At 66.7% G+C, this 23,997-nt stretch carries 27 protein-coding genes and 2 pseudogenes; 5 read left to right on the top strand and 24 right to left on the bottom strand.

The genetic code is table 11. The annotated features are described in order from the left end of the window. Positions 1-20 precede the first annotated feature (20 nt). Positions 21-755 carry a hypothetical protein gene (locus H7X46_RS23545; RefSeq protein ID WP_222131405.1) on the bottom strand — a complete coding sequence of 245 codons (735 nt, stop codon included), beginning with the start codon at positions 753-755 and terminating at the stop codon, positions 21-23. 272 nt (positions 756-1,027) lie between these two features. Further along, on the bottom strand, positions 1,028-1,408 hold the full coding sequence (locus H7X46_RS23540; RefSeq protein ID WP_186361438.1) for a hypothetical protein: 381 nt from the start codon (positions 1,406-1,408) through the stop codon (positions 1,028-1,030). A gap of 466 nt (positions 1,409-1,874) precedes the next feature. On the opposite strand from H7X46_RS23540, the gene H7X46_RS23535 reads away from it, so the two are divergent. Continuing rightward, positions 1,875-2,552 carry an A24 family peptidase gene (locus tag H7X46_RS23535; protein ID WP_186361437.1) on the top strand — a complete coding sequence of 226 codons (678 nt, stop codon included), beginning with the start codon at positions 1,875-1,877 and terminating at the stop codon, positions 2,550-2,552. A gap of 3 nt (positions 2,553-2,555) precedes the next feature. Here H7X46_RS23535 and H7X46_RS23530 read toward each other — a convergent pair whose 3' ends face one another. The 4 genes from H7X46_RS23530 to H7X46_RS23515 all read right to left on the bottom strand — a co-directional run bounded on the left by H7X46_RS23530 (position 2,556) and on the right by H7X46_RS23515 (position 4,900). Next, a complete protein-coding gene (locus H7X46_RS23530) occupies positions 2,556-2,981 on the bottom strand; it encodes an NUDIX domain-containing protein (protein ID WP_186361436.1) in 426 nt (141 codons plus the stop codon). Positions 2,982-3,308: 327 nt separating this feature from the next. After that, a complete protein-coding gene (locus H7X46_RS23525) occupies positions 3,309-4,031 on the bottom strand; it encodes a 7-carboxy-7-deazaguanine synthase QueE (protein WP_186361435.1) in 723 nt (240 codons plus the stop codon). Next, complete coding sequence (locus tag H7X46_RS23520; protein ID WP_186361434.1) at positions 4,028-4,408, bottom strand: 6-carboxytetrahydropterin synthase; 381 nt, start codon at positions 4,406-4,408, stop codon at positions 4,028-4,030. Before H7X46_RS23520 ends, H7X46_RS23525 begins: the two co-directional genes overlap by 4 nt. Before the next feature lie 3 nt (positions 4,409-4,411). Then, positions 4,412-4,900 (bottom strand): hypothetical protein, encoded by a 489-nt coding sequence (locus H7X46_RS23515; protein ID WP_186361433.1) that lies wholly within the window; start codon positions 4,898-4,900, stop codon positions 4,412-4,414. Between the two features lie 283 nt (positions 4,901-5,183). Between H7X46_RS23515 and H7X46_RS23510 the strand changes: the two genes are divergently transcribed. Both H7X46_RS23510 and H7X46_RS23505 read left to right on the top strand, forming a co-directional pair. Beyond that, positions 5,184-6,476 (top strand): helix-turn-helix domain-containing protein, encoded by a 1,293-nt coding sequence (locus H7X46_RS23510; RefSeq protein WP_186361432.1) that lies wholly within the window; start codon positions 5,184-5,186, stop codon positions 6,474-6,476. Positions 6,477-6,511: 35 nt separating this feature from the next. After that, a complete protein-coding gene (locus tag H7X46_RS23505) occupies positions 6,512-7,210 on the top strand; it encodes a 2'-5' RNA ligase family protein (RefSeq protein ID WP_186361431.1) in 699 nt (232 codons plus the stop codon). Between the two features lie 41 nt (positions 7,211-7,251). Here the strand turns inward: H7X46_RS23505 and H7X46_RS23500 are convergent, their stop codons facing one another. From H7X46_RS23500 to H7X46_RS23490, 3 genes are all read right to left on the bottom strand, one after another. Then, positions 7,252-7,503 (bottom strand): hypothetical protein, encoded by a 252-nt coding sequence (locus H7X46_RS23500; protein ID WP_186361430.1) that lies wholly within the window; start codon positions 7,501-7,503, stop codon positions 7,252-7,254. Further along, a complete protein-coding gene (locus H7X46_RS23495; RefSeq protein WP_186361429.1) occupies positions 7,490-7,657 on the bottom strand; it encodes a hypothetical protein in 168 nt (55 codons plus the stop codon). The genes H7X46_RS23500 and H7X46_RS23495 overlap by 14 nt, the downstream gene beginning before the upstream one ends. Positions 7,658-7,734: 77 nt before the next feature. Beyond that, a complete protein-coding gene (locus H7X46_RS23490; RefSeq protein ID WP_186361428.1) occupies positions 7,735-8,697 on the bottom strand; it encodes an IS481 family transposase in 963 nt (320 codons plus the stop codon). Between the two features lie 155 nt (positions 8,698-8,852). On the opposite strand from H7X46_RS23490, the pseudogene H7X46_RS23485 reads away from it, so the two are divergent. Continuing rightward, a pseudogene (locus tag H7X46_RS23485) lies at positions 8,853-9,735 on the top strand (IS5 family transposase). Between the two features lie 207 nt (positions 9,736-9,942). Here H7X46_RS23485 and H7X46_RS23480 read toward each other — a convergent pair. The 15 genes and pseudogenes from H7X46_RS23480 to queC form a co-directional block, all read right to left on the bottom strand. Then, a complete protein-coding gene (locus H7X46_RS23480; RefSeq protein ID WP_186361427.1) occupies positions 9,943-10,485 on the bottom strand; it encodes a hypothetical protein in 543 nt (180 codons plus the stop codon). Then, positions 10,482-10,844: pseudogene (locus tag H7X46_RS30915) on the bottom strand (RNase adapter RapZ); the annotation flags it as partial. The gene H7X46_RS23480 and the pseudogene H7X46_RS30915, both read right to left, overlap by 4 nt. Positions 10,845-10,997: 153 nt before the next feature. Then, positions 10,998-11,693, bottom strand: coding sequence for a class I SAM-dependent methyltransferase (locus H7X46_RS23470; protein ID WP_186361426.1), 696 nt, complete (start codon positions 11,691-11,693; stop codon positions 10,998-11,000). Next, a complete protein-coding gene (locus H7X46_RS23465; RefSeq protein ID WP_186361425.1) occupies positions 11,677-12,765 on the bottom strand; it encodes a Gfo/Idh/MocA family protein in 1,089 nt (362 codons plus the stop codon). Before H7X46_RS23465 ends, H7X46_RS23470 begins: the two co-directional genes overlap by 17 nt. After that, positions 12,762-13,937 (bottom strand): DegT/DnrJ/EryC1/StrS family aminotransferase, encoded by a 1,176-nt coding sequence (locus tag H7X46_RS23460; protein WP_186361424.1) that lies wholly within the window; start codon positions 13,935-13,937, stop codon positions 12,762-12,764. The genes H7X46_RS23465 and H7X46_RS23460 overlap by 4 nt, the downstream gene beginning before the upstream one ends. Before the next feature lie 32 nt (positions 13,938-13,969). Continuing rightward, positions 13,970-14,605, bottom strand: a complete 636-nt coding sequence (locus tag H7X46_RS23455) for a PIG-L family deacetylase (RefSeq protein WP_345368048.1) — start codon at positions 14,603-14,605, stop codon at positions 13,970-13,972. Continuing rightward, positions 14,602-15,477, bottom strand: coding sequence for a 5'-3' exonuclease H3TH domain-containing protein (locus H7X46_RS23450; protein WP_345368049.1), 876 nt, complete (start codon positions 15,475-15,477; stop codon positions 14,602-14,604). Before H7X46_RS23450 ends, H7X46_RS23455 begins: the two co-directional genes overlap by 4 nt. Next, positions 15,453-16,577 carry a glycosyltransferase family 4 protein gene (locus H7X46_RS23445; protein ID WP_345368050.1) on the bottom strand — a complete coding sequence of 375 codons (1,125 nt, stop codon included), beginning with the start codon at positions 16,575-16,577 and terminating at the stop codon, positions 15,453-15,455. The genes H7X46_RS23450 and H7X46_RS23445 overlap by 25 nt, the downstream gene beginning before the upstream one ends. Next, positions 16,570-17,163 carry a phosphoribosyltransferase gene (locus tag H7X46_RS23440; RefSeq protein WP_186361423.1) on the bottom strand — a complete coding sequence of 198 codons (594 nt, stop codon included), beginning with the start codon at positions 17,161-17,163 and terminating at the stop codon, positions 16,570-16,572. The genes H7X46_RS23445 and H7X46_RS23440 overlap by 8 nt, the downstream gene beginning before the upstream one ends. After that, positions 17,160-18,140, bottom strand: coding sequence for a radical SAM protein (locus H7X46_RS23435; protein WP_186361422.1), 981 nt, complete (start codon positions 18,138-18,140; stop codon positions 17,160-17,162). Before H7X46_RS23435 ends, H7X46_RS23440 begins: the two co-directional genes overlap by 4 nt. After that, on the bottom strand, positions 18,137-19,153 hold the full coding sequence (locus H7X46_RS23430) for a glycosyltransferase family 2 protein (protein ID WP_186361421.1): 1,017 nt from the start codon (positions 19,151-19,153) through the stop codon (positions 18,137-18,139). The genes H7X46_RS23435 and H7X46_RS23430 overlap by 4 nt, the downstream gene beginning before the upstream one ends. Further along, positions 19,150-19,605 carry a DUF6884 domain-containing protein gene (locus tag H7X46_RS23425; protein ID WP_345368051.1) on the bottom strand — a complete coding sequence of 152 codons (456 nt, stop codon included), beginning with the start codon at positions 19,603-19,605 and terminating at the stop codon, positions 19,150-19,152. The genes H7X46_RS23430 and H7X46_RS23425 overlap by 4 nt, the downstream gene beginning before the upstream one ends. After that, positions 19,602-20,150 (bottom strand): SUMF1/EgtB/PvdO family nonheme iron enzyme, encoded by a 549-nt coding sequence (locus H7X46_RS23420; RefSeq protein ID WP_186361420.1) that lies wholly within the window; start codon positions 20,148-20,150, stop codon positions 19,602-19,604. The genes H7X46_RS23425 and H7X46_RS23420 overlap by 4 nt, the downstream gene beginning before the upstream one ends. Before the next feature lie 4 nt (positions 20,151-20,154). Beyond that, positions 20,155-20,724: a reverse transcriptase domain-containing protein gene (locus tag H7X46_RS23415; protein ID WP_255426201.1), complete on the bottom strand. Its 570-nt coding sequence runs from the start codon at positions 20,722-20,724 to the stop codon at positions 20,155-20,157. 410 nt (positions 20,725-21,134) lie between these two features. Continuing rightward, positions 21,135-21,902, bottom strand: a complete 768-nt coding sequence (gene queC, locus H7X46_RS23410; RefSeq protein WP_186361419.1) for a 7-cyano-7-deazaguanine synthase QueC — start codon at positions 21,900-21,902, stop codon at positions 21,135-21,137. Positions 21,903-22,676: 774 nt separating this feature from the next. On the opposite strand from queC, the gene H7X46_RS23405 reads away from it, so the two are divergent. After that, positions 22,677-23,984: a helix-turn-helix transcriptional regulator gene (locus H7X46_RS23405; RefSeq protein WP_345368055.1), complete on the top strand. Its 1,308-nt coding sequence runs from the start codon at positions 22,677-22,679 to the stop codon at positions 23,982-23,984. The last annotated feature ends 13 nt before the right edge of the window (positions 23,985-23,997 follow it).

Raw genomic sequence — 23,997 nt, 5'->3', positions numbered from 1 at the left:
TGTCTACAGTGGACCTATTGCTACCGCGGCGCGTTGTTGAGCGCCTGCGATTCGGCCACTGCGAACGTTGCGTTCGACGTCGTTGTCAGGTCCGGGAAGGTGCCGTCTTGTCCGGCTCCAGACCACGCCACTGTCCAGTGCACGGTCGCGGCGACCGGGTAGGTGTTGTTCGGCTGCCCTTGCGAGGTCTGCCGGTAGGTATGGCCGCAATCGGGGCTGGCCGCCTTCGGATCACCGCCTGCTGGGAACGGGCTACCCGCGCCCTGGCAGGTGATCGTGGAGCCGTCGCCCATCGACCACGTCACCGACTGCGGTGTCGCGGTCGCCGTCACCGAAACCCCAGGCACGGAGGCGGTCGCCGTCTGCGGTCGCCATTGGCTGCGGTCCATCCACAGCCACGTCGGCAGGTTCACCAGCTGCGTCTCGGCAGGTGACGCGTGAATCTGCGGTGACGGCAACCGCAACTGGTTGTACGCCTGCTGGGCCAACTGCTCCGGTGAGGGAGTCGGCTGCGGCCCGTTGGGAATCCAGATCGGCGGCCGGTACAGCGCATCGGCGAAACCTTGGCCGGAGCACTGGTACACGTACCAAGCTCCTGACTGGCCCGGCGGCTGTTGCTGGGCGAACCGAGCCTGGGCCGGCGATGTGGACGGCCGGTACACCGCCGGGGTCACCGTGATCGCACCGCCGCTTTTCGGCGGGTGGTACGCCACCGTGGTGGTCCCCTGGCTCGGCGGTTGGTAGTCGCTGGGCACGTACCGGCAGTTCGCCAGGTTCGGGTCTCCCAGGATCTGGTCCCCCTGCTGGCGCGGGGGACTACCACCATCGGACTCCGAGCCGTCGCTCTGGCCCGGCTGCTGAGGCGGTGACGGGGGCTTGTCGGGCTGACCGCCCTGTCCCGCCCCGAGCCGGCACCCTGCGTAGTTCGCTTGGCCGCAGTCGACACCGCCCCACACATCCGCTAGCGCGGTTCCCGAGCCAGCAACAAGCAGCGTGGACACCGACAGGGTCACGACTACAGAACTTCTCAGCCGCATGTGCCCACCCCCTGGACGGCGAACTGATTCACCTTCCAAGTGCCGTCTGGCTGCTTCTTGACCTCGGCCACGATCGATCGACGGCCACCAGGAGTGTCGCCAGGAGCTGGCTGACCGTTTGCCTCCATGACCTTCGAGGTTCCGGTTGAGTCGCCGCAGTCGGAGATCATGACCGTCTCCGGGGCATTCGGCGGCTCAGCCGACGTGACCTGCGGGAAGTTCTTCGGGGTTCCGCGGCTGACGACATGGTTGAAGTGGTCCGCATACAGCGACCTGGTGATCGTGGTCAGGGCGTTGCCCGTGGCGTAGCGGGCCAGCTCGGGCGAGCGCCAGTCAGAGGTTTGCCCTGCTCGGGCCATCGCCTGCCACATTCCGACATAAGCTGCCTTGGCCTGCTCTCGGGCCGTATCGGCTGGGGACGGGGCTGACGGTGACGGCGGGGCTTCAACGCTCGTCGATGGGTCCGGCGGGGAGGCCGGCGCTTGCGGATCTTGCGAGCTGCAAGCGACCGCCGCCAAGCAAAGGATTACCGAACCCGACAGGGCGACCGACGGGATAACCGGACTACGCATACAACTCCCCAGTACGGTGGTCGTCATCCGCTGTACGTGATCGAGGTACCCGACCACATGTACATCCGGTTACCTCGGTCACATCAACCAGACCAAGGAGGCGAATCGCCTTCCACAGCCCCCGACGCAGGGAAATTCACTCGATTGGAGTAGTAATTGGGGGCATAAGGCTCTTGCAGTTGCTCCACTGGGCTACTGATCCAACACGCAGCGAACACGTCATGCGATCACAGAACGTGTCACGTCACCTCGGAGCGTCACTCACGTGCCATCTGCTCTTGCCATCGCTCTGTGGGCCGGCTGCGGTCTGACGGCCGGCTCACTGATCGCGCTCGCTGTCCGGCGGCGAGAGCAGCAGACCCCGCGGCAACAGCTGCTGGCGCAGGTCATCCTCACGAGCGGGCTCTTCGCTGTGCTTGCTTGGCGCCACGGCAGCGCCCTGCAAGTCTCGGCCGCCGCAGGCTACGCCGCAGCTGCCGTACCGCTGGCCGCAGTCGACCTGCGCACCGGCAAACTGCCCAACTGGCTGACGCTGCTCGCGCACGTGTTGACGCTCGCGGGCCTGCTCGTGGCCACGCTGGTGCACCTGCGAGCGAGCGGCTTGCTCGCCGCTCTGGTCGGCTCGATTGTGTTCGCCGCGCTCTACGGCGCGTGGTACGTCTTTCTGCCTGGTCACATGGGCGGCGGCGACCTGAAGCTCTCGGCGGTGTCCGGAGCTGTACTCGGGTGGCAAGGGTGGCCGACGGCGTCGCATCCGCACCTCCTGACGGCGGGGGTTCAACTCCTCGCCTGGCTGGCGGGAGCGCTGCTGCTGATCTGGCTGCTTCAGGCTGCGGCCTACCTCGTCGCGCGAGCCGTCAGGAGGCGGTTGGCCACGTTGGCGCTTCGGCACGGTCCGTTCCTAGTGCTGGGGACAGTCACGGCACTGGTGCTTGCTCCGTGAAGCTCACTGTGTCCCCGGATCAGCGTTCGCGGCCCAGGGCGCCCATACGCGCTGTTGCTGCTCAGGATCGCGCAGATGCTCGGCGACAGAACGCGGGCGGATGTCGAGACTATCGATGCTGCCCCACCAGCACCATTTCAACTCGCGGCCGTTGCGGATACCCTCACTCGCCGGCTGGGCGAGATCTACCTCGAAAACGAAATGAATCTCGTGACTGGTTTTGGCGCCCTTTTCGTCGATGTTCTCGATTGCCGCAGAAAATCGATAGTCGTGAATTGAGAGCCCAAAATCTTCCCGCAGAGTCCGAAGCAACGATCTTTCCACGGGGTCACCGGGCGTGACCGCTCCTCCAGGGAGCGTCCAATGCTGGCCACCTTGATATCGACACAGGAGAACATACTGGTCGTGCCCAATGAGCCCGTCAGACATGACCCCGATAGCAGCAGGCATAGGACCATCCCTTCCTGACGACAGCCAGCTGAAGTCGCGGTCGGCATCCTGGGCGGCGCCCCAATTGACCGGTCAACGAGGCACAGCGCCTGATGGATGCGTGTCGGCGCAACATACGTACTGCCTGCCTGGCAGTCGCAGCCAGGGCCTGGTGCGACAGGCAGGGTTGCATTGTGCCGCTCATGCGTGCGCCCGACACGGCCTTGTCGGCCATCGTGCCCCAGCCGTGTCCTGGCATAATCGGTCGACTGGGGCGTACCCGGAGGGCACACGTCAACTCCCCGCTCTTTCGATGATGCTTACGCATCAGCGCCCGCGCTCATCTCCCCACAGCAGGATGTGCAGCCGCGTGGAGAGGTTCCAGTTCCTTTGGATCGCTTCGTCGGCGAGCCAGGACATCCGGCTGAGAACTCGCTCGCGTGTCGTTCCTTCCGGCATGACCCATATCGGCGAAAGATCGAATTCCTGTGCGTAGTGAGAAATTTCTTCGAGGTCACTCTCGTGAGCCGCCACGAATTTAAAAATGGATTTCCCTGATGAAGCAAGTGTGCGAATTGCTTCTGGGTTGATCCTGGTGCTCCTGCTCACCGTCCTTCCGGCGAACGCTGCGGTCTTGGGTGAGACATTGAACTGGCTTACGGAGTGGAGGATGGCCGGGATCGGAACGATAGTTCCGTTGGTCTCGATCTCGATGCGGCGGCCGGCTGCGGCGAGGGATCGAACGAGAGGGCTCAGCGATTCCTGCTGAAGCAGCGGCTCTCCACCGCTGATCACGACGAGATCGACGGATTGGGCAGTAACCCAGCTATATAGATCGTCGGCGGTCATCTTCTGGCTCTCTCGACTCGGGTCGAATCGAGACCAGTCCCATGTGTATGGAGTGTCGCAACCTGGGCACGACAAGTTGCATCGCGAGAGCCGGATGAAGAGCGCTTGCCTTCCCGTTGAGGAACCTTCCCCTTGCACCGTGGGGCCGAAGCGCTCCGACACGAGCAAGGGGCGTGCGATGGGATCGGTTAGCGCTGTCATGGTTGCGGAACCTCGTACTCGGCCCAGCTGGTCGGACTCTCATGGACGCGTACCGTCTCCAGGCGGGCGGGAATCGTCGGCTCGACGTTTTTTCGGAACCATTCGGCGATGTGGCAAGCAAGGTTCTCGCTGGTCGGCTCGATGTCGAGAACCTTGTTCAAGTATTGGTGATCCATCGTGGCGTCGAGGTAGTGGCGAAGTGGCCGTAACTCACCGAAGTCGGTGACGAACCCCGGCGGAGTCAGACTCTCTGCCGCGAGCACCACTTCGACGGTGTAGGTGTGCCCGTGAAGACGGGAACACTTGTGGTCAGCTGGCAAACTCGGCAGGCAGTGCGCTGCATCGAAAGTGAAGCACTTGCCGATCCGGTAGCTCACGGTTCACCCCGTTTCACTTGGGACTTCGGCAGTTTCGGCGAGTAGGGCCGCGCCGAGGCGCACCTGCCGCGTGCGGGCAGCCAACTCTGATGGCGGGCGAACGGTCACCGGGCACTGCCGTGCGGCCGGGACGTGCAGCGCGGAGGGCGCGGGCGCCGATGTCGTTGGCGCCTGCGGATGCTCCGGGTGAGGAAGGTCGAGCAGGGCTTGCAGCGCCCGTTGAGCGTCGGCCGCGTAGAGCCACACGATGACCTCGGGCGTGAAGATGTCCGTGACGTCTGCGGTCGGCACTCGGGCACTGATCACATCGTCGAGGTCGCGGATGACGACGAGGTCGACGAACGGTCCCCAGTCATAGGTACCGACGATCAGCGTGGGCTGTCGCGGCCCGTTGCAGTAGCGCAGCGTGAAGCCATCCCGTGCGACGGAGGTCAACAGCTCGTCGATTTCCGGGGGGAACGCGGCGTCTGCGGGCTGGTGATTGGAGTTCATGACGTGGCGGTACCGGTTCACGGTTGGCTGCAAGTGGAACTGGTTGCGGCGAGGCATCGGGGGAGGGCGGGGAGCGGGTCGGGGGCCGCCTCGCCGCAACCGAGTGGCAGTCAACCCGCCCCGCAGGTGGGCGACCAGAGCACACTTGCTGCACGAATGCTGCACAGCGGCTGCACACGAGGAGCTGACCTGTGCCGATGCTGTGGCCGTGACCACTACAATCACCTGATCGAATGGGGTCCTAGCCCGGCTGGCTGTGGCTTCGCCGAGATGTACTCAGCGAATGGCGAACGTATTCGGGGGTGGCATGGCGCGTCAGCGACGTGGGTTGGCTGCACGCCGTGCCGGCCTGGGCTACACCCAAGAGCGTTTCGCGGAAGCGGTCGGGGTCGAGCGCAGCACCATCTGGCGCTGGGAGACCGGCGCCGTCGCTCCCCTGCCTGAGCAGTGCCGACGTATCCGGATCGTGCTCGGTATGACACCCGCCCAGGTCGATGAGCTTCTACGCGAGACCGCCGCTGAGCGTCGTTCAGCTGCCGGCCAGTTGCCGGAGCACCGCGCCGCCTCGCCCACTTCATCGTGGGACGACCCGGACGAGGTGTTGCTGCACCTGCACGAACTGCAGGAGTCGAACATCGGTGACGGCCAACTGCGGCTTCTGGAAGACCAGGTGCATCGCATCGTCGCCGAGTACGAGCAGCGCGGCCCCGCTGAACTCGGACCACCCACCGCCCGCTTGCGCCGACAGGTCCACCAACTGCTGGGCGGCCGTCAGCTCCTGCGAACCCGCTACCGGCTGCACCGGGCCGCGGCGCAGCTTTCCGGCCTGCTGGGCTACATGGCCATCAACACCGGCCGTTTTCGGCTCGCGAGCGCGTACTGCGCGGAAGCCCTGCACCTCGCCACCGAGATCGAAGACATCGACCTCCAGGTCTGGGTATGGGGCACCCGGTCGCTGGGCGCGTACTACCAGGCCGACTACGCCCACGCTCACGCCCACGCAGCGCGGGGCCGGGCATTGGCACCCAACAGCCCCCAGGCCATTCGCCTCCTAGCCAACGGCGAGGCTCGGGCGCTCGGTCAGCTCGGTGATCGCGCCGGTGCCGATGCGGCCGTCGGACAAGCCTTGGCGTTGATCGATCGGTACGACATCGACCCCGGGCTCACGCCATGTATCTCCTTTGAGCCGTACGGCTACGCTCGGGTGGCCGCGAACGCGGCCACCGCCTACGTCCCGCTGGGCGATACCGCACGCGTGCTGCACTACACCGGCGACGTTGATCCCGCCGTCGAACAAGCGGATTCCGACTGGAGTCGGGCTCTGGTCAGGCTCGACATCGCTATGGCCGTGCTCCGACAGGACGATGCCGACCTGGAGCAGGCCCTTGCGCTGGGGCGGGAAGCGCTGCGCGTGTGCGCCGACCATCCGATCCGATCGGTCTGGCAGCGCGCCACCACGCTGCACGAACTCACCCAGCGCTGGGCCAACGAGCCTCGGGTCATCGAGTTCGCCGACCAACTCCGCACCTGGCGCGGTCGCCCCCAGGTCCAGGCGATCTCAGGCGGAACCCGTTGACGGCCGTTCATCGAAGGCCGGTAGGTGTGTACCGCATGGGAACCTCGTACAGCTCGACCTTCCCCGTCACGCCGCCCGCTGACCCCGACGACCCCACCTGCGTCGCTCAGCACGACCAAGCTGCGTTCGAGCAGGTCGAGCAGATGCTGTGCCACTGGGACCGGCCGCATCGGCGTTCGTTGCACTGGATGATCACACTGGACCAGCAGCCTCGCGCCGTCGAGTTGAGCCAGCGCTGCCGAACGGTCCTCCCCGAAGACGGCCTGGACCTCATCCCACCGGAGAGCCTGCACCTGACCGTGCGGCGCTTCGGCTACGTCGATGAAGTCCCCGTCGACAAGCTCGACGCCGCGGTCGAAGGCGTCGGCGAGCACTGTCAGGGGACCAGTCCCTTCCGCCTTCACCTGCTGCCTCTGGCGGGCTCACCAGGCGCCGTCCGGTTCAGCGTCGCCCCGTGGTCCCCGCTGCTTGCGCTGCACCGAGCGGTGTCGGTGGCCTCCGGCCACGACGAAGTCGACCCGTTGACCCTGTACCGCCCGCATGTGGGGATCGCCTACAGCAGCCGTGCGCAGGACCCACGTCCCTTCGTCGTGGCTGCTCGCGAGGCCCAGACGCTTCCGTCGGCCGAGATCGTCATCAACGAGCTGCGGCTGGTCGAGCTGTACCGCGCCGACCACCAGTACCGATGGCGTGTCCTCGAACGCTTTCCGTTCACTGGGGACGCGATGCACTGAGATCGGCCTGCTTGACATTGGGCCGGCGCTTGCATCGGGTCCTACCAGTGATTCCCGGCTGAGGCGATCAGCTCATCGAGGCTGGTCAAGCAGTTCTGGATCTGGGTGGAGCCATCCTCGCGGGCCTTGGCGATCACTGCGAGGACGGCGCCTTCATCGCGGCTCGTGCGTAGCGCCGTCAGCACCTGCTGCTCGACGCCGTCCAGCCTGGAACGGTACTCATCAACCGCGTCGTGGGGCAGGGATTCGCGTGTCACCTGGAGCGCCGCGAGGAGATCGTCAACGCTGGTCATCGCTGTCCTGTTCGGCGATCACCTCGACGCTGAATCCCGGCCGCACGGTCCCGTCGCCCAGCTCGGCGTGCTCGATCGCCCGCGCGATGCCCTGCGCCGTCACGCGGATCGCCTCCATAGGGTCGTCGACCTCGACGGCCTTCCAGAAGGTCACGGCTTCGGCGTCGGCGTCGACCTGCGCGAGCAGAGGTGTCAGGCCGGAGTGCTCGAACCACGATCGTCCGACTCGTTCTAGGTGTGTGATCCGGAGAGGTTGGGGACGCGGTCTGCTGGTGGGGCTCCGTGGATGGCGGTGTGGGGTCGGTGGAAGTTGTACCAGTCGAGCCAGTCGGCGAAGGTTCGCTGGCGTTCGCGTTCGGAGTGGTAGGGCTGTTGGTAGGCCCATTCGTCGAGCAGGGTGCGGTGGTAGCGCTCCACTTTTCCGTTCGTTTGTGGGCGCCAGGGGCGGGTGAATCGTCGGGCGATGCCCAGGTCGGTGCAGACTTGTTGCCAGGTGTTTTTGCGGTAGGACCAGGCGTTGTCGGTGAGTACTCGCTCGATGGTCACGCCGTGGCCGGTGAACCAGGCCTGCGCCCGGCGTAGGAATGCGGCGCAGGTCGCGGCCTTCTCGTCGGCCAGGGTTTCGGTGTAGGCCAGTCGGGAGTGGTCATCGAGTGCGGTGTGCAGGAACAGATATCCGCCACCGCAGGCGCGGGCTTGATTGCCCCGGCCGGCGGCACGCCCCAGGACGCGGTGGCCGCCGCCCTCGGGAATCCGACCGAGTTTTTTCACGTCAACGTGGACCAGTTCGCCGGGGCGGGGGTGTTCGTAGCGGCGCACCGGTTCGCCGGTGGCCCGGTCACACGCGGCCAGGATCGGACGGTGGTGGCGGCGCAGGACCTGGTGCACGGTCGACGCGGCGACCGGGACCCGGCCGGCGATGCGCCCCGGCCCGATCTTGTGCTCGTCACGCAGCCGCAGGACCTCGTCCTCGACCGCCCGACTCGTGCGTTGCGGACTGCGGTGCGGACGGCTGGAGCGATCGTCCATAGCCTGCTCGCCGTCGTGGCGGTAACGGCCCGCCCAGCGGGCCGCGGTCGTGTGGGCGACCTGGAACCGCTCGGCCGCACGACGAACAGGCCAGCCATCATCGACGACACATCGGGCCAGCCGCAGCCGCCCGGTCGGAGTCAGCGGAGCGTTACGGTGGACCACCAGAGGGCCTCCTCGGGTCGGCGTGTGTTCGTGGTGATCCACACCGAACCCGGAGGCCCTCACCCATATCAAGATCATCCACCGCGTGCCGACCTGTCACCAACGTGCCCGAACAGCACATCTAGGGCGTGTTGCTAAAAGTTGTTCCGGGATGTGTGGGCGATGCTTGGGGGGTGTCGCGAGATGTCATCACTGACGAGGTTTGGGAGCTGATCCAGGACGTGTTCCCGCCGGTGAGGACGCGGGGCCGTCCGCCGGTAGATCGACGCACGGTGGTCGAGGCGACCGCGTGGCGGTTCCGGACGGGCTCAGCATGGCGGGACCTGCCCGAGCGGTTCGGGAGCTGGAACACGGTTTACAAGAACTTCCGCCGGTGGGCCGCCGCGGGCGTCTGGGACGACCTGCTCACTCACGTGCAGAAGCGAGCGTCGTTGGCAGGAGAGATCGACTGGGTTGTGTCGGTGGACTCGTCGATCGCGCGTGTGCATCAGCACGGAGCGACGATGAGGCGGGTCACGGGGGGCTCCATCGAACTACAAGAAGGCCGGGCTGGAACCGCCTGATCACGCGATCGGCCGGTCACGGGGCGGTGTGACGACGAAGATCCACCTCGTCTGCGATGGGCAGGCCCGGGCTCTGGCGTTCGTACTGACCGGCGGGCAGGTCGCGGACACGAGCATGTTCACCGACGTGCTCGACGAGATCCACGTCCCCGGCCGGGGCCCTGCGCGCACACGCCCGGACCGCGTGCTCGCAGACAAGGGGTACCCGTCGAAGACGAACCGGGGCTGGCTACGCGAGCGCGGTATCAAGGCCACCATCCCCGAGCGCGCCGACCAGATCGCGAACCGGCGCACGCGGCCAGGCCGCCCGATCGACTTCGGCAACGAGCAGAAGGAACGCTACAAGGGCCGCAACGTCGTCGAGCGGTGCTTCAACGCGTTGAAACAGTGGCGAGGACTCGCATCGCGGTTCGACAAGACGGCCTGCTCATACGCGGCCGGGATCCGTATCGCCGCAGCCCTCCAATGGATTTAGCAACACGCCCTAGGTCAGCTCGCGGATCGGGGCAGCCGGTGAAGACCCGGGTAATCCCGACAAACCATGCCGATCCTGGCTTCTGCTGGTCTCGGGCAGGTTGGTCGGCCATCTGCTGGTACAGCCGCAAGTCGGCTGGCTCGGTCTGGCTCCCGCTGATCATCAACCATTGCGATGGGGCTTCAGGAGATGTCGGCTGCTCGGTGGTCACTCGGTGCTGTCCTTTCGTCGAATCTGGTCGCGCAACGCGCGGAGCTTGCGATTGCTCGTTGCACTGCTTGGCGTTGAGGAGAACACGAAGGGGCCTTCCCCGTTGGGTCCCCAGACCTTGAGGTGGTTGCCTCCGGTCTTCTCGACGGCCCACCCCTGGCTGGTGATCTCCCGGACGTATTGGTTGGTTTCCTTGTTCGGCGTCTTCGGAGGTGGTTTGCCTCGCAGTTCCTGAACTTTGCGACTGACCTCGGCTGGCAGGGCCGGACCCGCGGGTTCGCTGTCGCAGGCCAAGGCTGCTGCCTTATCGGAGATCGCCTGCTCGACGACCCCGAGCAGGCTGCGCAGTGACTCGATTAGCCCAGCCCGTAGCTGGCTGGCCTGCCCGATTACCTCCGGATGGCGAGTGCTGGTGGTCAGCGTCTCGGAGAGCAAGTCGGTCACGGTTGCGAGGTCGTCATCCAGACGACTCACCACATCGTTCGGGATCTGGGGCAGCACCGCACGTAAGGTGGCCGCGACTGCTTGGGTGCTGCTCATCTGCCCTCACGTTCCGCGGTGATGAGCCGCCATGCGAAGGGCTCGGTCCGACGACCAGCGCGGTGGTGCAGATCCTGGTGCAGGACCCACACGTCCAGCTCGTCCCAGTTCTGGAGACGGCGCGCCAGGATCTCGACGATGCCGACGGACCGATCATGGCCCCCGTTACAGCCCACCGCGACGGACACGGGTGAGGTGCCGGGGTGCGTGGCCCGCAGGCAAGGGCGGAGGAGTTCGATCGCTGCCGCCAACCACCGTTCGGTCTCCTGGCAAGCGAGCAGGAACCGCTGTACCGGCGCGTCCAATCCGGAGAGGTCCCGGAAATTGGGGTCATGGAAGGGATTGGGCAGCCATCGAACATCGAGGACGTGTCCTACCGAGGGTGGCGGTAGGCGGTAGACCGAACGACCTGATCTCGATCCGACAGCGTGCGGTGGGGGCCTCGCCGGGAGTTGGCTCGGCTGACGCGGCGAACAGAGGTGATTCTTCCTTTCTGGCTGGGAGTTCTGTCGTTAAGGGCGCAGATGCGAGCGCCACAAAGTGAGGACGTTGGGCGCTTGTGTCCCCACGCGGATGAGATCGCCATGCTTGCTGAGGTCGGCCAGGACGCGTTCGTGGTCCAGGCCGGGGTGGAGGTCAGCAGGACCGTAGCGATGGTCTGGGTCGTGGGGTGCGAGGTTGAGGCAGACGTAGTCGGCCGCGGTGAACAGCAGCTCAACCAGGCCCGGCGGATCGTCGGCGTGTCCCAGGACGTCGACGGCGTACGCGAGCTGATGACGCTGGTTGATAAGGTCTTCGAGAGCGTGAATTCGCTGGGCTGCGTTGAGATCGCGGCTCAGCCGCCAGCGTGCGTAGTCCAAGCACGGGTTGTCGAGGTCGTAGCCGTGCACGTCGAGGCCGGTGTGCAGGAGGGCTTGGGCGTCCAATGCGATACCGCACCCGACGTCCGCGACGTCAGTGATGCCGTGTTCGTGCGCGAATTCCAGTAGGAAGTCGAAGAATGGGTCCTTGACGCCCATGTAGTGGAAATGCGTCAGGTCGTAGAGGTATCCCACGCTCTGCTCATAAAAAGCGGCCCCAAGGCGAGTCCATTCGGCATCGAGGAACGCCCGTAGCACAGTGAAATCCGTTAGTTCAGGGCAAAATTCGGTGCCGAGGTAGGTGGCCAGTCGCTGCCACGCCGTGGAGATGTCAGCGTAGACCCGCACACCGCTCCTCTCGCAGCAGGCGTAGCTCGGCGGGATGTCCGCTGGCCCGCGCAAACTCGATGGCCTCGATGATCTCGACGACGTGGTGGGCACGGTGGCCGCTGGGGCATTCCGAGGCACCACTGCGGATGGAATCGACGAGATCCAGCACGCCGAGTCCGCGGCCGGTGGACACGAACGCGTCCTCCTGCGCGAGTTCCTGCCAGGCCCGTTCGCCGCGGCTGCGGTATCGCACGGGGCCGTTATGGAAGTTGGGGTCGGGCAGCACGAGCGAGCCGTCGGTGCCGTAGATCTCCAGATGCGGTCGCGTGGTGGCGGCGATATCGAAGCTCGTGGTCAACGTGATGAGGACTTGGCCGTGAGAGCGCAGGAACGCGACCAGGTGGGTCGGGCTGTCCGCTCGGAAAGTGTCATCGGCGTAGGGACCGGTACGAACGACGCGTTCGCTACGGGTCGAGGTCACACAGGCTTCGACGTACTCGATGGGGCCGAGCAGGTAGGTCAGCATGGCCAGGTAGTACGGCCCCATGTCTCCCAGTGGGCCGGCGCCGGAGGCGTAGAACGGTTGCGGTGCCGGGTGCCAGCTTTCGGGTCCCGGTGCCAACAGCGCCGCATCGGCAGCGAGGGGAGTGCCGATGACGCCGGTCGCCAGCGCTTGGTGAGCGGCGCGTGTGGGTGGAGCGAGCACGGTGTCGGGTGCGGCACCCACGATCAGCCCCTTGTCCAATGCCTCGCGAAGAAGCAGGTCGGAGTCGGGAGCAGTGAGCGCGAGCGGCTTTTCGACGTAGACGTGCGCTCCGGCATCGAGCGCGTCGCGGGCCAGGTCGACGTGGGTTTCCGGCGGGGTGAGGATCACGGCAACATCGATGCTGTTGGCGAGGATCTCGTCGGGGGCGCCGGCTTCGGGGATGCCGTGGCGCTCAGCGAACTTCTTCGCCGCGCTGGTGTCGATGTCCGCGCAAGCCACCACGGTGAGGTCTGCGGCGTGCTGAAGCGTGGCGAGGTATTCCTGCGCGACCTGGCCGCATCCGATGATCGCGCAGCGCAGGGGTGGCTGGTGACGGCTGGTCATGCGCTCTCGCTTTCGTTGTCGTCCAGGCGTAGGGCGGAACGGAGCAGGTCAAGGAACGCTGGATGCTGGGATTCGTCGAGCACGGGGACTTGGATGTCGAGGTAGCAGGCCATGTCGGCGACGCAGCGAGTGGTCGTCGTCGGCGTGCTGGGCCAGTTCTCGGCCAGATGCGGGTCACCGGGTCCTGGCCACCAGTGCCGAACACCTAGCCGGAATAACCGATCAGCGACGCGGTTGGCGTGACGGGACGTCGGGAGCCAGACGCCGACGAGCGATCCGTTGGACGCGTCGGTGCCGAGATTCGGCGACTCCCCGACCATGGTGGGAAGAACTCTGCGGACTTCCGACAAGTCCTGGAAGCGGTCGATCAGCTTGTCTTGCAGCGGACGGAGCGTCTGCTGCAAGACATCGAGGTGGATGAGCTGTGGCAGAGCGCTCGCTGCGGTGATCTCGCTCATCCGGTCGTTGCCCCGGCCGCAGGCATTCTCGGGGAGGGCGATGCGGGTGTTCCCGCCGACGGCCCGCAGTGCGTGTAGCAGCTGGCTGTCGTCAGCGGCGATGACCCCGCCCTCTCCGGTGGCGACGAGTTTGTGGGTCTCCGTTGAGAACACTGCGGCCAGCCCGTGTCGACCGACCGGCTGCTTGTCCAGGGTGACGCCCCAGGCTTGTGCGCAGTCCTCGATGAACGTGATGCCGCGCTGGGCGAGTTCATCGGCGATGCGCTGAGTGTCCGGGGCCGGGCGGCCCCGCATGTGCGCCAGGATCACCACGGTGGTGCGCGCGTCGAGCAGGGGCTCGATCTGTTCCCAGTGCGGGGTGAGGTCGCTGGTCGCGGGAGCGATGACCGGTGTTCGCCCGCTGCGGAGGACGGCGGCGGGTACCGAGATCCAGCAGACCTCGGGGATGACGACACGTTCCGCGGCTTCGCGCTGGGGAAGGCAGCGCAGGAGGAGTTCGAGCGCGGCACTGGCTGAGGAGGTGGCGACCGCACCTTGGCGGCCGAGGTGGCCGGCAACCTGCTGCTCGAATTCGCGTACGTGGTCTCCGGCGATGGCGCCGAGTACTCCGAAGGAGACCACCTTCGTGAGGCGTTCAAGCTGGTCGGCCGCGGTCAGGGTGCTGTATTGATAGACGGCTTCGTCGAGGACGCGCGTCTGTGCAGCGGTGTCCATGGTGATGTCCCCAGAAGTTGCTGTGTGGTGAGTCAGAGCGTGGTGGCTGCTGGGATGCGGCCGAGAACGGGCAGCGGGGTGAAGTTCTCGCCGTAGCGGGTGCCGATTCGGCTGCCCCACAGGCGGCCCAAGGTTTCGGCCATGGGGCCGAAGTGCTCGGTGATGGGCTGTGAGGCATGCGCGGCCAGCGCCCGCATCTTGGTCTCCCAGGTGTCGGTGACGTCGATGACGCTGTGCGCGGCGATCGGGCTGTGGCTGGTGAGCCCGTTGTAGGTGTCGCTGGTGTAGACCCGGCGCGGGCGGCCCGTGGCGATCACGACCTCGGGCAGCGCTGAGGTGAGCGTGTGAGCCACATGCCGGTGATCAGGATGGACGTCGTCGAGCGGGTGCGTGATGACGACCTCGGGACGAGTCGCGTCGAGCAGGTCGTGCAGCGCGTTCGCGTTGACGGCCGGGTACGGGTGGTACCGGGCGCCCAGCTCGTCAGCGGCCGTGGCGGCTTCTGTGTTGCGGAGGGCGTCAGCGTGTTCGGGCACCGCGATGGTCACGGAAGCGCCGGCCTGCGCGAGGCGGGCGAGTGTTCCGCCGGCCCACAGTTCGGCGTCGTCGGGGTGGGCCATGACCGTCAGCACGGACGCCGGGTTGCTCTGGGGGTTTGGCGTGGTCACCACAGCTCCAGCTTCTCGATCACCTCGGCGGGTTTGGGCAACTCAGCGCTGGGATCACCGGTGGGCTCCAGTGACAGCGGCAGGTCCGTGCGCATACGCACGAGATCCCGCCAAGCCAGGACCTGCTGCCACTGCTGCTGGATGAGCTGGCCCTTGGCGCCGGTGAGCCGTCCGGACGCGGGCAGGTCGTCGAGTGTGAGTCCTCCGGCGAGCAGCCGGGCGGCGGTGGCCGCGCCAATGCCGTGCACGCCGGGGATGTTGTCGGCCGGATCGCCCTTGAGCGCACAGAAACATGGCCACTGCTCTGGCCGTACTCCGTAGCGTGCGTCAACCTCGTCCGGCCCGATGTGGCGCTTTCCCGGGTGCATTGCGGTGTTGAGCACGCGGGTGTGCTCATCGAGCAGCTGGTAGTAGTCGCGGTCGGTCGAGAAAATCCACGCAGGCCGGCTGTGGCGGCGGGCGCGGCTGATGAGGGTAGCGATGACATCGTCAGCCTCGGCGGTATCGATCTCGATCCAGTCCACGCCGTAGAGGTCGAGCCCGCGCTGGACTACTGGGATCGCTTCCAGCGCTTTGCGTGCGCCGTCATCGAGCGCCCTGTTGGCCTTGTAGTCGGCGTCGGAGTCCTGGCGTTCGACCGAGCCATGCTCGCCGTCGAAGACCACCATCACCTCGGGGGCTGAGGGAAGCTCGTCGCGGATCGCGACCCGCAGCAGGGCGAAGAAGCCGAAAGGGGCGGTGAGATCACGGGTCTTGTCCCGCGAACGGATCTCGGCAGGAAACCCGAAGGCTGCCCTCCAGAGCAGGTTGTGGCCGTCGACCAGCAACAACGGGACTTGAGCAGGCATCACCGCACCGCCTTCACGAACCACTCGGCGACTGTGGTGGGCCGGAAGTCCCGCGATCGGTAGTACGCAGCCCTGGACAGGTGCCGGTAGCGTACCGGATCACCCAGCACCTCCTCGGCAGCCTTCCAGAGCGCGTGTTCACCATGTGACCTGGGGACAACCACGCCGCCGGCCTCGGGGCCAGCACCGACAAGGGAGGGCAGGTGGTCGACGTCGAAGCAGACCACGGGCGTTCCCACGGACATGGCTTCCAGTGCGACGAGGCCGAAGGACTCCCGCAGGGAGGGCACGATCACCACGGCTGCCTCGGCAAGCCAGCCGGGCACATCCGCCCAGCTGATCCCGCCTGACCGCAGGTGCACCCAGGAGCTGTGGGCTGCGGCATGCCTGCAGCGGGACCACTCGCCGCCTTGGGCGCCGGGTGCGGTCTCGAACCCGGCGTCAGCGACTACGACTTCTGCCGGGCGTTCGAGCAACCGCGCCTCATTGACCAGGGCCGGGATGTTCTTCTCCGGCCCGAGACGACCGAGTACGCGGATCGGGGCTCGCCTGCGCAGCGTCTCCCGAGCTGCTTCGTCCGGGCGCGGATGCTCGTGCAACATGCCGTTGGGAATCACGGACCAACCATCGGTGTCGTAGCCCTGCTCGTGAGCCTGGTCGAGCACCGTGCTCGACGGGGCGACGACGTGCTCGACGCTGGCTAAGGCCACGGCCAGGTCCTCGTCGTGCCCGATGACGTGTGTGGCGAGGACCGACCGCGCCCGATGCTGGACGGCCACCCGCCCCAGCCCCCACAGGGCGTCGACGTACACGGCGACGTCGACGCCGACCGCGTCGAACGTGGCGACGATCTCGCGGTGCAGCCGGTCACCTGCCTCGTGAATGGCTCGGCGCAGCGTGTCGTCGTCGCACGGGAACGACGCGGCGAGGGTGCGCAGCCGGATGACGTCGGGGTCGGGTTCTGGTTGCTCGGCTGCGGTGAGGATGACTGCGCGGTGGCCGAGCTGGCGCAAGCCGCTGGCCAGTGCGGCGGTGGCGCGTTCCATGCCGGCCGGCGCGTCGACTGTGTACGAGGCGAGCACGAACGCCACCGTCAGCGGTAGCTGTTCGGGTGTTTCAGTCACGAATGATCACCTGATTCGGGTATGGGAGCGGCGTCGTCGGTTGACCGGCGGGAACGTCCTCCCAGGGGAAGACAACCCAGTCAGCGACGTCCCAGCAGTAGAGATCGGGCGGCGTGTACGCGCCGCGGTTGCGGCACAGGGCGCAGGTGAGGAACCGGGTGTCGGGCTCGGCGAAGGGCCGGAGCACATCGAGGACTGCGGTGAAGGTGGCGCCGGAGCCGCAGATGTCGTCGACCACCAGCACGGTTCCCGCGAGCCGGGTGGGCGCGCTGGGCTGCCAGGAGTTGAGATCGCAGGTCACAGTTCCGGTCGCCGGGCTGTACGGCGCGTCGGTGGTGTTGTGGCTGGCTCGGACGGTGTGCGTCTGCAAGCCCAGGCGTGCGGCGATGTGGCGTGCAGGAGTGGTGCCTCCGTGCGCGATACCGATCACCGCGCTGACTGCGTCCAGGTGCTCGCGGGTCGTGAGCTGGACGGCTGCGGTGGCCAGCAGGCGGCACGCCTGCAGCATCACGGAGGTGTGCAGCTGCCACAGGCGGTGGTGCTCGAAGACGCGGCCCGGCGCGGACGAGGCGATGCTGGTGCTCATGCCGAACCATCCCTCCCGGTCAGCGCCAGGTCGGACGGATTGGTCAAGGAATGCAGGGTGGTGATGCCTTCGGCCACGGAGTCGTTGCGCCACACGCGCCCGTCGGCCCGGATGACCGTGAAGCCTCCTGCGTCGTCGCGGGTGCGCAGTCGGACAGTGACGGCATCGGGAATGTCGAGTTCGGCAACGGTGGCGCGGGCCTGTTCGTCGGTGAGCAGTTCCGCGTCGGCCAGCGCGGCGCCCTCCCCGATGGGCAGCATCTGCAGGAAGGTCACGCCGTGCACGCCCAGTTCCTCTGCGAGGTCAACCATGCGCTGCGCAGTCCCTTGGGTGGAGGTCATCAGGACCGTTTGCAGTTGGGTGGGTATGGCGTGGGCGACGGCGGCGCGAGCGCCAGCCACGGCGCGGCGGAAACTCCCCGATCCGCGCCAGTGGTCATGGGATTCCGCGTCTGGACCGTCGAGGCTGACCCGCACGGCATCGACCTGCCCGGCCAGTGCTTCGGCGCGCCGCTGCAAGTGCCATCCGTTGGTCGTCACGCTGACCACGCACCCGGAGCTGGTCAGCGTGGCCGCAAGTTCGCCGAGATCCCGCAGCAGCAAGGGCTCGCCTCCGGAAATGTCCACGGCCAAGACCCCGGACTCGCCGAGCAAGGCGGCGATCCGCTGGCGATCCTTTCGGGCGAGTTCAGGCACGGCCTTGTCGTCCAGACAATGAGGGCAGGCGAGGTTGCAGCGCACCAGCGGAGACCAGCACACGCTGACAGGCACCTCGCGATCCAGCTCGCCGGGATGGAGGGTGGGCCAGCTCGCTACCGAACTGCCGGGCAGGCGGGTTCGCCCGAGGGCGATCAAGCCCTCGGCGCGGTGTGTCAGCCCGGTCAGGGGGTCGTGGACGTATCGGGTTTGGTCGCACGCGCCCGTGGCGAAGACTCGGTTCGTCGTGGTGGTGATCGCGGTGTGGTGAACGGTTGTCATCGCAAGACCTCGCAGGAGTGCAACAGGGAGTTCATCGAGGCGGTGAGCGCGGCGCGTCGTCCGGAGCGGGCGGGTTCGCCGAGCAGGGCTCGGTAGCGTGCAAGGGTGGCTGGCCAGGTGCCGAGCTTGTGCTGCCATTGCTCGGCCGCGTCGGGTGGATCGAGATGGAATCCGACCGCTTGGCGCAGGGGAATCACCAGGAGCCCGGCGGCGATGAGGCAGGCGCCGAGATAGGTGTCCTCCATACCCCAGCCGATGCGCCCGAACTCGGCGTCGAATCCGCCGACGTCCAGGACCGCGGCGCGGGGTACGGCCAGCAGCGCGGTGACGACCATGCGCTGCAGATCCCAGTCGTAGTACGCCCGCCCGTGGCCGAGGTCGCGAAAGTCGCGGGTGTGCTCCAGTGGCCGGCCATCGACGGGTTCTCGCAGGGTGATGCCGCTGTAGAGCAAGGAGGTGTTCACCGGTGGTCGCCAGGTGACTCGGTGGTCGGCGGTGAGATCGGGGCCGGCGTCGGGCCAGGCAGCGCCGTGCGGCAGGTTGTGCCGGAATCCGGTCAGCACGGCGTGGTCGGTGGCACGCGCCGCCAGGTCGGCCACGGTCGTGGGCGGCAGGAGCATGTCGGCGTCGACGTAGAGCACGGTCTCGCCTTGGGCGATGTAGGTGCCCAGGTTGCGGGCGGTGGCCGCACCGTGCCGGGTGGGAAGCCGCAGTCCTGTTGTGACGGCCGGATGCGTTGCGATGATCTTCGCGGTGGCGTCTGTTGAGGCGTCGTCGACGACGATCACCTCGAAGCGGCGCCCGTAGGTCTGTGCCTCCAACGCGTCGAGCACCATCGTCAGGCAGTAACCGACGTTGTGTGCGGGTAGGACCACCGACAGGCGCCGACCGCCGACCCAGCCGGACGGAACGGGGGCATGCCAGGCAATCCCCGTCGTCCGCTCGAAGTTTCGTGTGTGGCCCGCGTGGTCATTTCCGCGGTGTGCCAAGGTCTTGGTGAGCGAGACGTTCATGTCCACCCCCAGGTGTCGAGGACTGCAGCGGCGCGATGCCAATCCCGCGGGGCGGAGATCCAATACAGACGGATCGCGTCGAGGCGGCGCACCACCGGCTCCAGGGCGAGCAGGTACAGGGGTTCGACGACCGCCAACACGTGCGTCACGGCAGCCAACTCACCCGCGAGATTCGGAGCTACGCGCTGGCGCAGGACATCGGCGTCGGCAGAATCAGTCAGGCGGCGGTCGTAGGGCATGATCGGTGAGTCGGCGTGGAGCAAGCCGTAGAGCGCTGACACGATCCGAATCCGCTGGCGCAATTGAACGTTGGCTCCGAGACGATCCCGAAGTCCGGGAATGCACCCGCCCTCGTAGAGGTCCAAGGCGGGGATCGGCGCCGGGGTCGACTTCTTCCGCCGCGAGCATCCAGCGACGATCAAACCGTGTTCAGCGGGAACAGGTGTCGTCACGGCTCACGCACCACCCGGAACCCGATGCCGGGAGACCGAAGTTCGGCCGGTGCGGAGTTGAGGAACGTGCACCGCGCGTACAGGGGCGGCGAGGCATAGGAGCCGCCGCGGATCACGAAGCCGTCTCCCATAGTGGAGCTGGCGGTCCACTCCCAGACATTCCCTGCCACGTCGAGCATCCCATCCGGCGTCGCCCCCTCCGGATGTGCGGCAACATCGGTCGTGTCCTCGTAGCCCGAGTCCCGGAGATTGGCCAACTTGGGACCCCAGGGCGCGTTCCCCCATGGCCACACCCGTCGTTCGGCTCCGGAGGCCATCCACTCCCACTCCACTGAGCGGGGCAGTCTTCCCCCGAGCTGGCAAGAGACGCGGTCAGCCGTGGACTGGTCAATATGTGTAGCTGGACGGTGTTCGCGGGGGACGTCGCCCAGTTGTGCCTGGGTGATCGGCGTGCGTGTCCACAGCAGCGTGGGCACCGTGATAGGGCGTGCTTGGTCTCCAAACAAACACGTGCCGCCCGGGATTTCGATCCAATCAAGGCTCATTGCGCTATCCGTCGATGAGGAAGAGGTCTTCGGCATTGGCCTGGCGTCGCACGCGGCTCTTGGCCGCGTTGGGCTCCAGCCGCACAGCAGCCATGGCGTCACTGATGCACCGGAATGCTTCCTCGGCGTCCGCGACCGTTTCGGTGAAAGCGCAGTAGTTGTCGGCGAACCGCACGACCCGAAGGCCCGATAGCCTTCTGTCTACTTGCGACAGACGAAGGTTGATCAGGAGTGGAGCCAGTCCTGACCCCGGCACCACAGGACTGGGCAATCCTGCGAGCACGGTGCGAAGCAGGCGAAGGAAGGTGCCGTCATGGACGCACTCAGCGAACCAGTCCACCGCTTCGTCGACACCGACGCCCTCGGAAACCCTGGCTGCGTCGATGTCGGCCACGCATCGGTACCCATCGGACAAGAATCCCGCCGCCTGGCGAAGTGCCGTGTTGCGGTTCCGCCGTGGCCGGTATCCTGAGACCCAACACGCGAACGCCCGTGCTTCAAGCACCGGCTCCACCGCGTTCCGCACCGCCCGGTGTATGAGCCGATCCACTACCGTGGGGATCGCGGTCGGCATCGCTTTCCCGGTGTAGGTGGGAATCGTCAGCTCTCGAAGCGGTCCAGGGCACCACGTACCCGTAGCGAGCTGCGCGGCGAGGTCTGGAATCACTACTCCTGCCTGCCGACGAAGATCACCCCAGGTCATCCGGTCGGCTCCAGGACTGGAAGACCGTCGCCCGCACTCGCGCAGCGCTCGACGGAGATGCTTCTCGCTCAAGAAAGGCATCAACGAGTGCGATTGCGGAGTGGCAGGAGTGCCCGCTGGTGCTGTGGTTTCCACGTGCGCTAAAGTCGGCGCCGCCTGAGTGGCGGGAACGATCCCATCATCTCGTGAGGCGAACGCGCATCCCAGCACACGCGCGTCGGGACGGGAAAGACGGCCCCACTCAGGTCTTTCCATGCGGTCCGGCTGCGCATCGGCCGCCATCACGCGTCCCTCACGGCGTAGGTCGTCGGGTCGGTCACGCCTGCGTCGCGGAACGCTTCTCGGCGCTCCGTGCACGTGCCGCACGTGCCGCAATGCTGTGCACCGCCGCGGTAGCACGACCACGTCTGCTCGAACGGGACGCCAAGCGCGGCACCCAGTCGCACGATGTCGGTCTTGGAGTTAGCCAGGAACGGCACCACCAGCTGGAAGTCGCTGGGGAGAAACCCTTCGTTCGCCACGTGCGCCGTTCGCGCGAAGCTCGTCGTAAAGCTCTCCCGGCAGTCCGGGTAGATCGGGTGGTCGCCAGCGTGAGCACCGAACGCGACCGCGTCGGCCTTCGTGACAACCGCCATCGCCACCGCGATGTCGAGCATGATGGCGTTGCGGTTGGGAACCACGGTGGCCCGCATCGTTTCGTCGGTGTAGTGGCCGTCCGGAACCCCTACACCCGAGTCGGTCAACGCTGATCCGCCGAGCACGCGTCCCAGCGCGGACAGGTCGACCACCTCATGACGCGTTTCCAGGGCCGATGCCACTGCCGCCGCGTAGCGCAGTTCGACTCGATGACGCTGGCCGTAATCGAAGGACAGGAGGGTCAACTGCGTTCCGCGGGCATGGAGCCAGTAGGCGAGCACGGTCGAATCAAGGCCGCCGGAGGCGATCACGACCGCGTGGCGAGGATGACGGTGAATTCCGGGCTTACCCGAGAGTGCGGCCGTCTCGATGTGGTGTGAGTGCGAGGAAGCAGTGTCGATTCTGGCGCTCATTCTCCGGATTCCTTGGTCGGTGGTGCGCGGTGGAGGTGAAGGTCGGGGCGCGCTTCACCTCCACCGCGGCCTGTGTGCGCTGCGGCTGTGAAGCCGTCGGCGGCGCGGCGGGTCAGTAGACCTATGAAGCGAAGTAGCCTTGCCGGGGGCACGTTGCCGCTTCGGGCGGCGCTGCGGCTGACCGGAGTGCTCGACGCAGACGCCCAACGTCGAGCGGTTGCACGGTGATGGGACCGTGCGCAGGGAATTCGACCCGTACATTCCCGCTTGCCAGCTCGTGGACTGTGATGCGCGCGCGTCGTCCGCGCCCATCCCGGCATGGGATGCGGTCGTGCACATGTGCGTTCTCGCTACGCACGCGCGAGCGACGGTGGGTCGTCAGCAGTCGTCTCATCAGCACCGGTTCCTCCCGATCGCTCGATACGCGGAGGGCGGCGAGCCTGCACCGGTCGGACGGTGCGGGATGGCGTGCGGTGCGAGCCGACGGTCTACGCAACGGGATCGTGGTGCGCTTTCGCCCACGAATCGCTGAGGGAGCGTCACAATGTCTCCTCGTAAGCAGCGAGCCCCTTATTCAGGTCCGAGCACCGGTGTTCGCCAAGCGGTCCGTGTCCGCTTCGGTGGGGTGCTCAGCTGGCAGTCAACCGGCGGGGTGCACGATGAACCAGAGCAGAATCGCTGCACAGATGCTGCACGGTTGCTGCGCGCAAGCCTGTGAACTGCGCATATGCTGGCGGGATCGGATGGATGCGGTTGACGGCGAGGGGTGGTCACGTGCCAGGTAAGCGGGACCGGCTCGCGCGCCAGCGTCACGCCATCGGGCTGACCCAGGAACAACTTGCCGCCGTGCTTGGTGTCGAGCGGTCGACGATCTACCGGTGGGAGTCCGGGGAGGTGGCACCGCGGCCGGACCTGCAACCCAAGCTGGCACGCGCGCTCAGCGTGACCCCGGCAGAGCTGGCAAACCTCCTCGTAATCGACGACAACCCCAGCCCTGTGCCGGCGACGACGCGGGGCATCGGAACAAGCGATACCTTCCGGTCTCAACAGCCGTTGACTGAGGTCACGACTCCCAGGCGCGCCCACAACTATCGGGGCCGAATCGACATCGGAAATGGCCCGCGCGACTTCTTGGCCAGCACCGTCGTCGAGACACCGTTGCCCACACGGCTCGGCTGGACAGAGGTCGAACACGTGCGCGCGACCACTCGTGCCGTAGCGATGTCGGAGAACCTGTTCGGCGGGGGCCTCTCCTGTGAGGCCGCAGCGGCGCAATTGCGCTGGTCAGGGCAGCTTCTGGACGTCCAGGCCCCCAACCAGGTGCACCGGTGCGTCGCTGAAGCGGTCGGCAACCTGGCCAGCGTCGTTGCCTTCTCGGCGTTCGACATCGCCAACTACGCCGCCGCTGACCGGTGCTTCCAGTTCGCCCTCTGGTGCGCCGACGAAGCCGGCTCGTGGGCGCTGCGGGCCAACACGCTGGCGGAGATGGCACGCAAAGCCGCGTACCTGGGCGATCTCGACGACGCCTTGGAACTGATCGAGTTCGCCCAAGTACGCGCTGATCGACTCACCGCCACGGCTCGGGCGATGCTGACGACGATCCGAGCCCGGCTACTGGCGCTGACCGGCCGGCACGCCGAAGCGCAAGCCGACGTCGACCGTGCTGACGCCCACTTCACTGACCACGACCCCGACGCGGACCCGCCCTGGCTCTGCTACTACGACGCCGCCGAGCACCAGGGCAGCACCGGGAAGGCATTGATCCCCATCGCACAGGCCCGCGGCAACCCGGAGCTGGCGGCCGGTCGGCTCACCACCGCAGTCGAGCTACAGGCGGCTGACTATCCTCGCTCGCGCACGTTCTCCCGCGTCCGGCTTGCCTCATTGATGATGTCGACCGGGTACCCGCGGGAAGCTGTGCCGATCGGCCGCCAAGCCGTGATCGACACCGCCGCACTACGGTCGAAACGGCTCATGACCGAACTCCACGGCCTTGCTCGAAGTGCCACCCCGCACGTGCAGTTCAGCGACGTCGCCGAGCTGCGGCACGACATCGCCACGTTGGGGCGGCCGTCGACCTGACACCATCAGCGGG

The sequence above is a fragment of the Pseudonocardia sp. C8 genome (assembly GCF_014267175.1).
Lineage (GTDB): Bacteria > Actinomycetota > Actinomycetes > Mycobacteriales > Pseudonocardiaceae > Pseudonocardia.
Note: the sequence above shows the minus strand (reverse complement) of the source record. Positions and strands in the feature narration are given on the sequence as shown.

Bases quoted from the DNA above. Each gene is read 5' to 3' on its own strand.
- H7X46_RS23530 (WP_186361436.1), bottom strand. From the start codon at position 2,981: ATGTCTGACGGGCTCATTGGGCACGACCAGTATGTTCTCCTGTGTCGA.
- H7X46_RS23440 (WP_186361423.1), bottom strand. From the start codon at position 17,163: ATGAGCACCAGCATCGCCTCGTCCGCGCCGGGCCGCGTCTTCGAGCAC.
- H7X46_RS23465 (WP_186361425.1), bottom strand. From the start codon at position 12,765: ATGACCAGCCGTCACCAGCCACCCCTGCGCTGCGCGATCATCGGATGC.
- H7X46_RS23480 (WP_186361427.1), bottom strand. From the start codon at position 10,485: ATGAGCAGCACCCAAGCAGTCGCGGCCACCTTACGTGCGGTGCTGCCC.
- H7X46_RS23525 (WP_186361435.1), bottom strand. From the start codon at position 4,031: ATGACAGCGCTAACCGATCCCATCGCACGCCCCTTGCTCGTGTCGGAG.
- H7X46_RS23430 (WP_186361421.1), bottom strand. From the start codon at position 19,153: ATGAACGTCTCGCTCACCAAGACCTTGGCACACCGCGGAAATGACCAC.
- H7X46_RS23500 (WP_186361430.1), bottom strand. From the start codon at position 7,503: ATGACCAGCGTTGACGATCTCCTCGCGGCGCTCCAGGTGACACGCGAA.
- H7X46_RS23435 (WP_186361422.1), bottom strand. From the start codon at position 18,140: ATGACAACCGTTCACCACACCGCGATCACCACCACGACGAACCGAGTC.
- H7X46_RS23540 (WP_186361438.1), bottom strand. From the start codon at position 1,408: ATGTGGCAGGCGATGGCCCGAGCAGGGCAAACCTCTGACTGGCGCTCG.
- queC (WP_186361419.1), bottom strand. From the start codon at position 21,902: ATGAGCGCCAGAATCGACACTGCTTCCTCGCACTCACACCACATCGAG.
- H7X46_RS23510 (WP_186361432.1), top strand. From the start codon at position 5,184: ATGGCGAACGTATTCGGGGGTGGCATGGCGCGTCAGCGACGTGGGTTG.
- H7X46_RS23460 (WP_186361424.1), bottom strand. From the start codon at position 13,937: ATGGACACCGCTGCACAGACGCGCGTCCTCGACGAAGCCGTCTATCAA.
- H7X46_RS23505 (WP_186361431.1), top strand. From the start codon at position 6,512: ATGGGAACCTCGTACAGCTCGACCTTCCCCGTCACGCCGCCCGCTGAC.
- H7X46_RS23420 (WP_186361420.1), bottom strand. From the start codon at position 20,150: ATGAGCCTTGATTGGATCGAAATCCCGGGCGGCACGTGTTTGTTTGGA.
- H7X46_RS23515 (WP_186361433.1), bottom strand. From the start codon at position 4,900: ATGAACTCCAATCACCAGCCCGCAGACGCCGCGTTCCCCCCGGAAATC.
- H7X46_RS23415 (WP_255426201.1), bottom strand. From the start codon at position 20,724: ATGCCGACCGCGATCCCCACGGTAGTGGATCGGCTCATACACCGGGCG.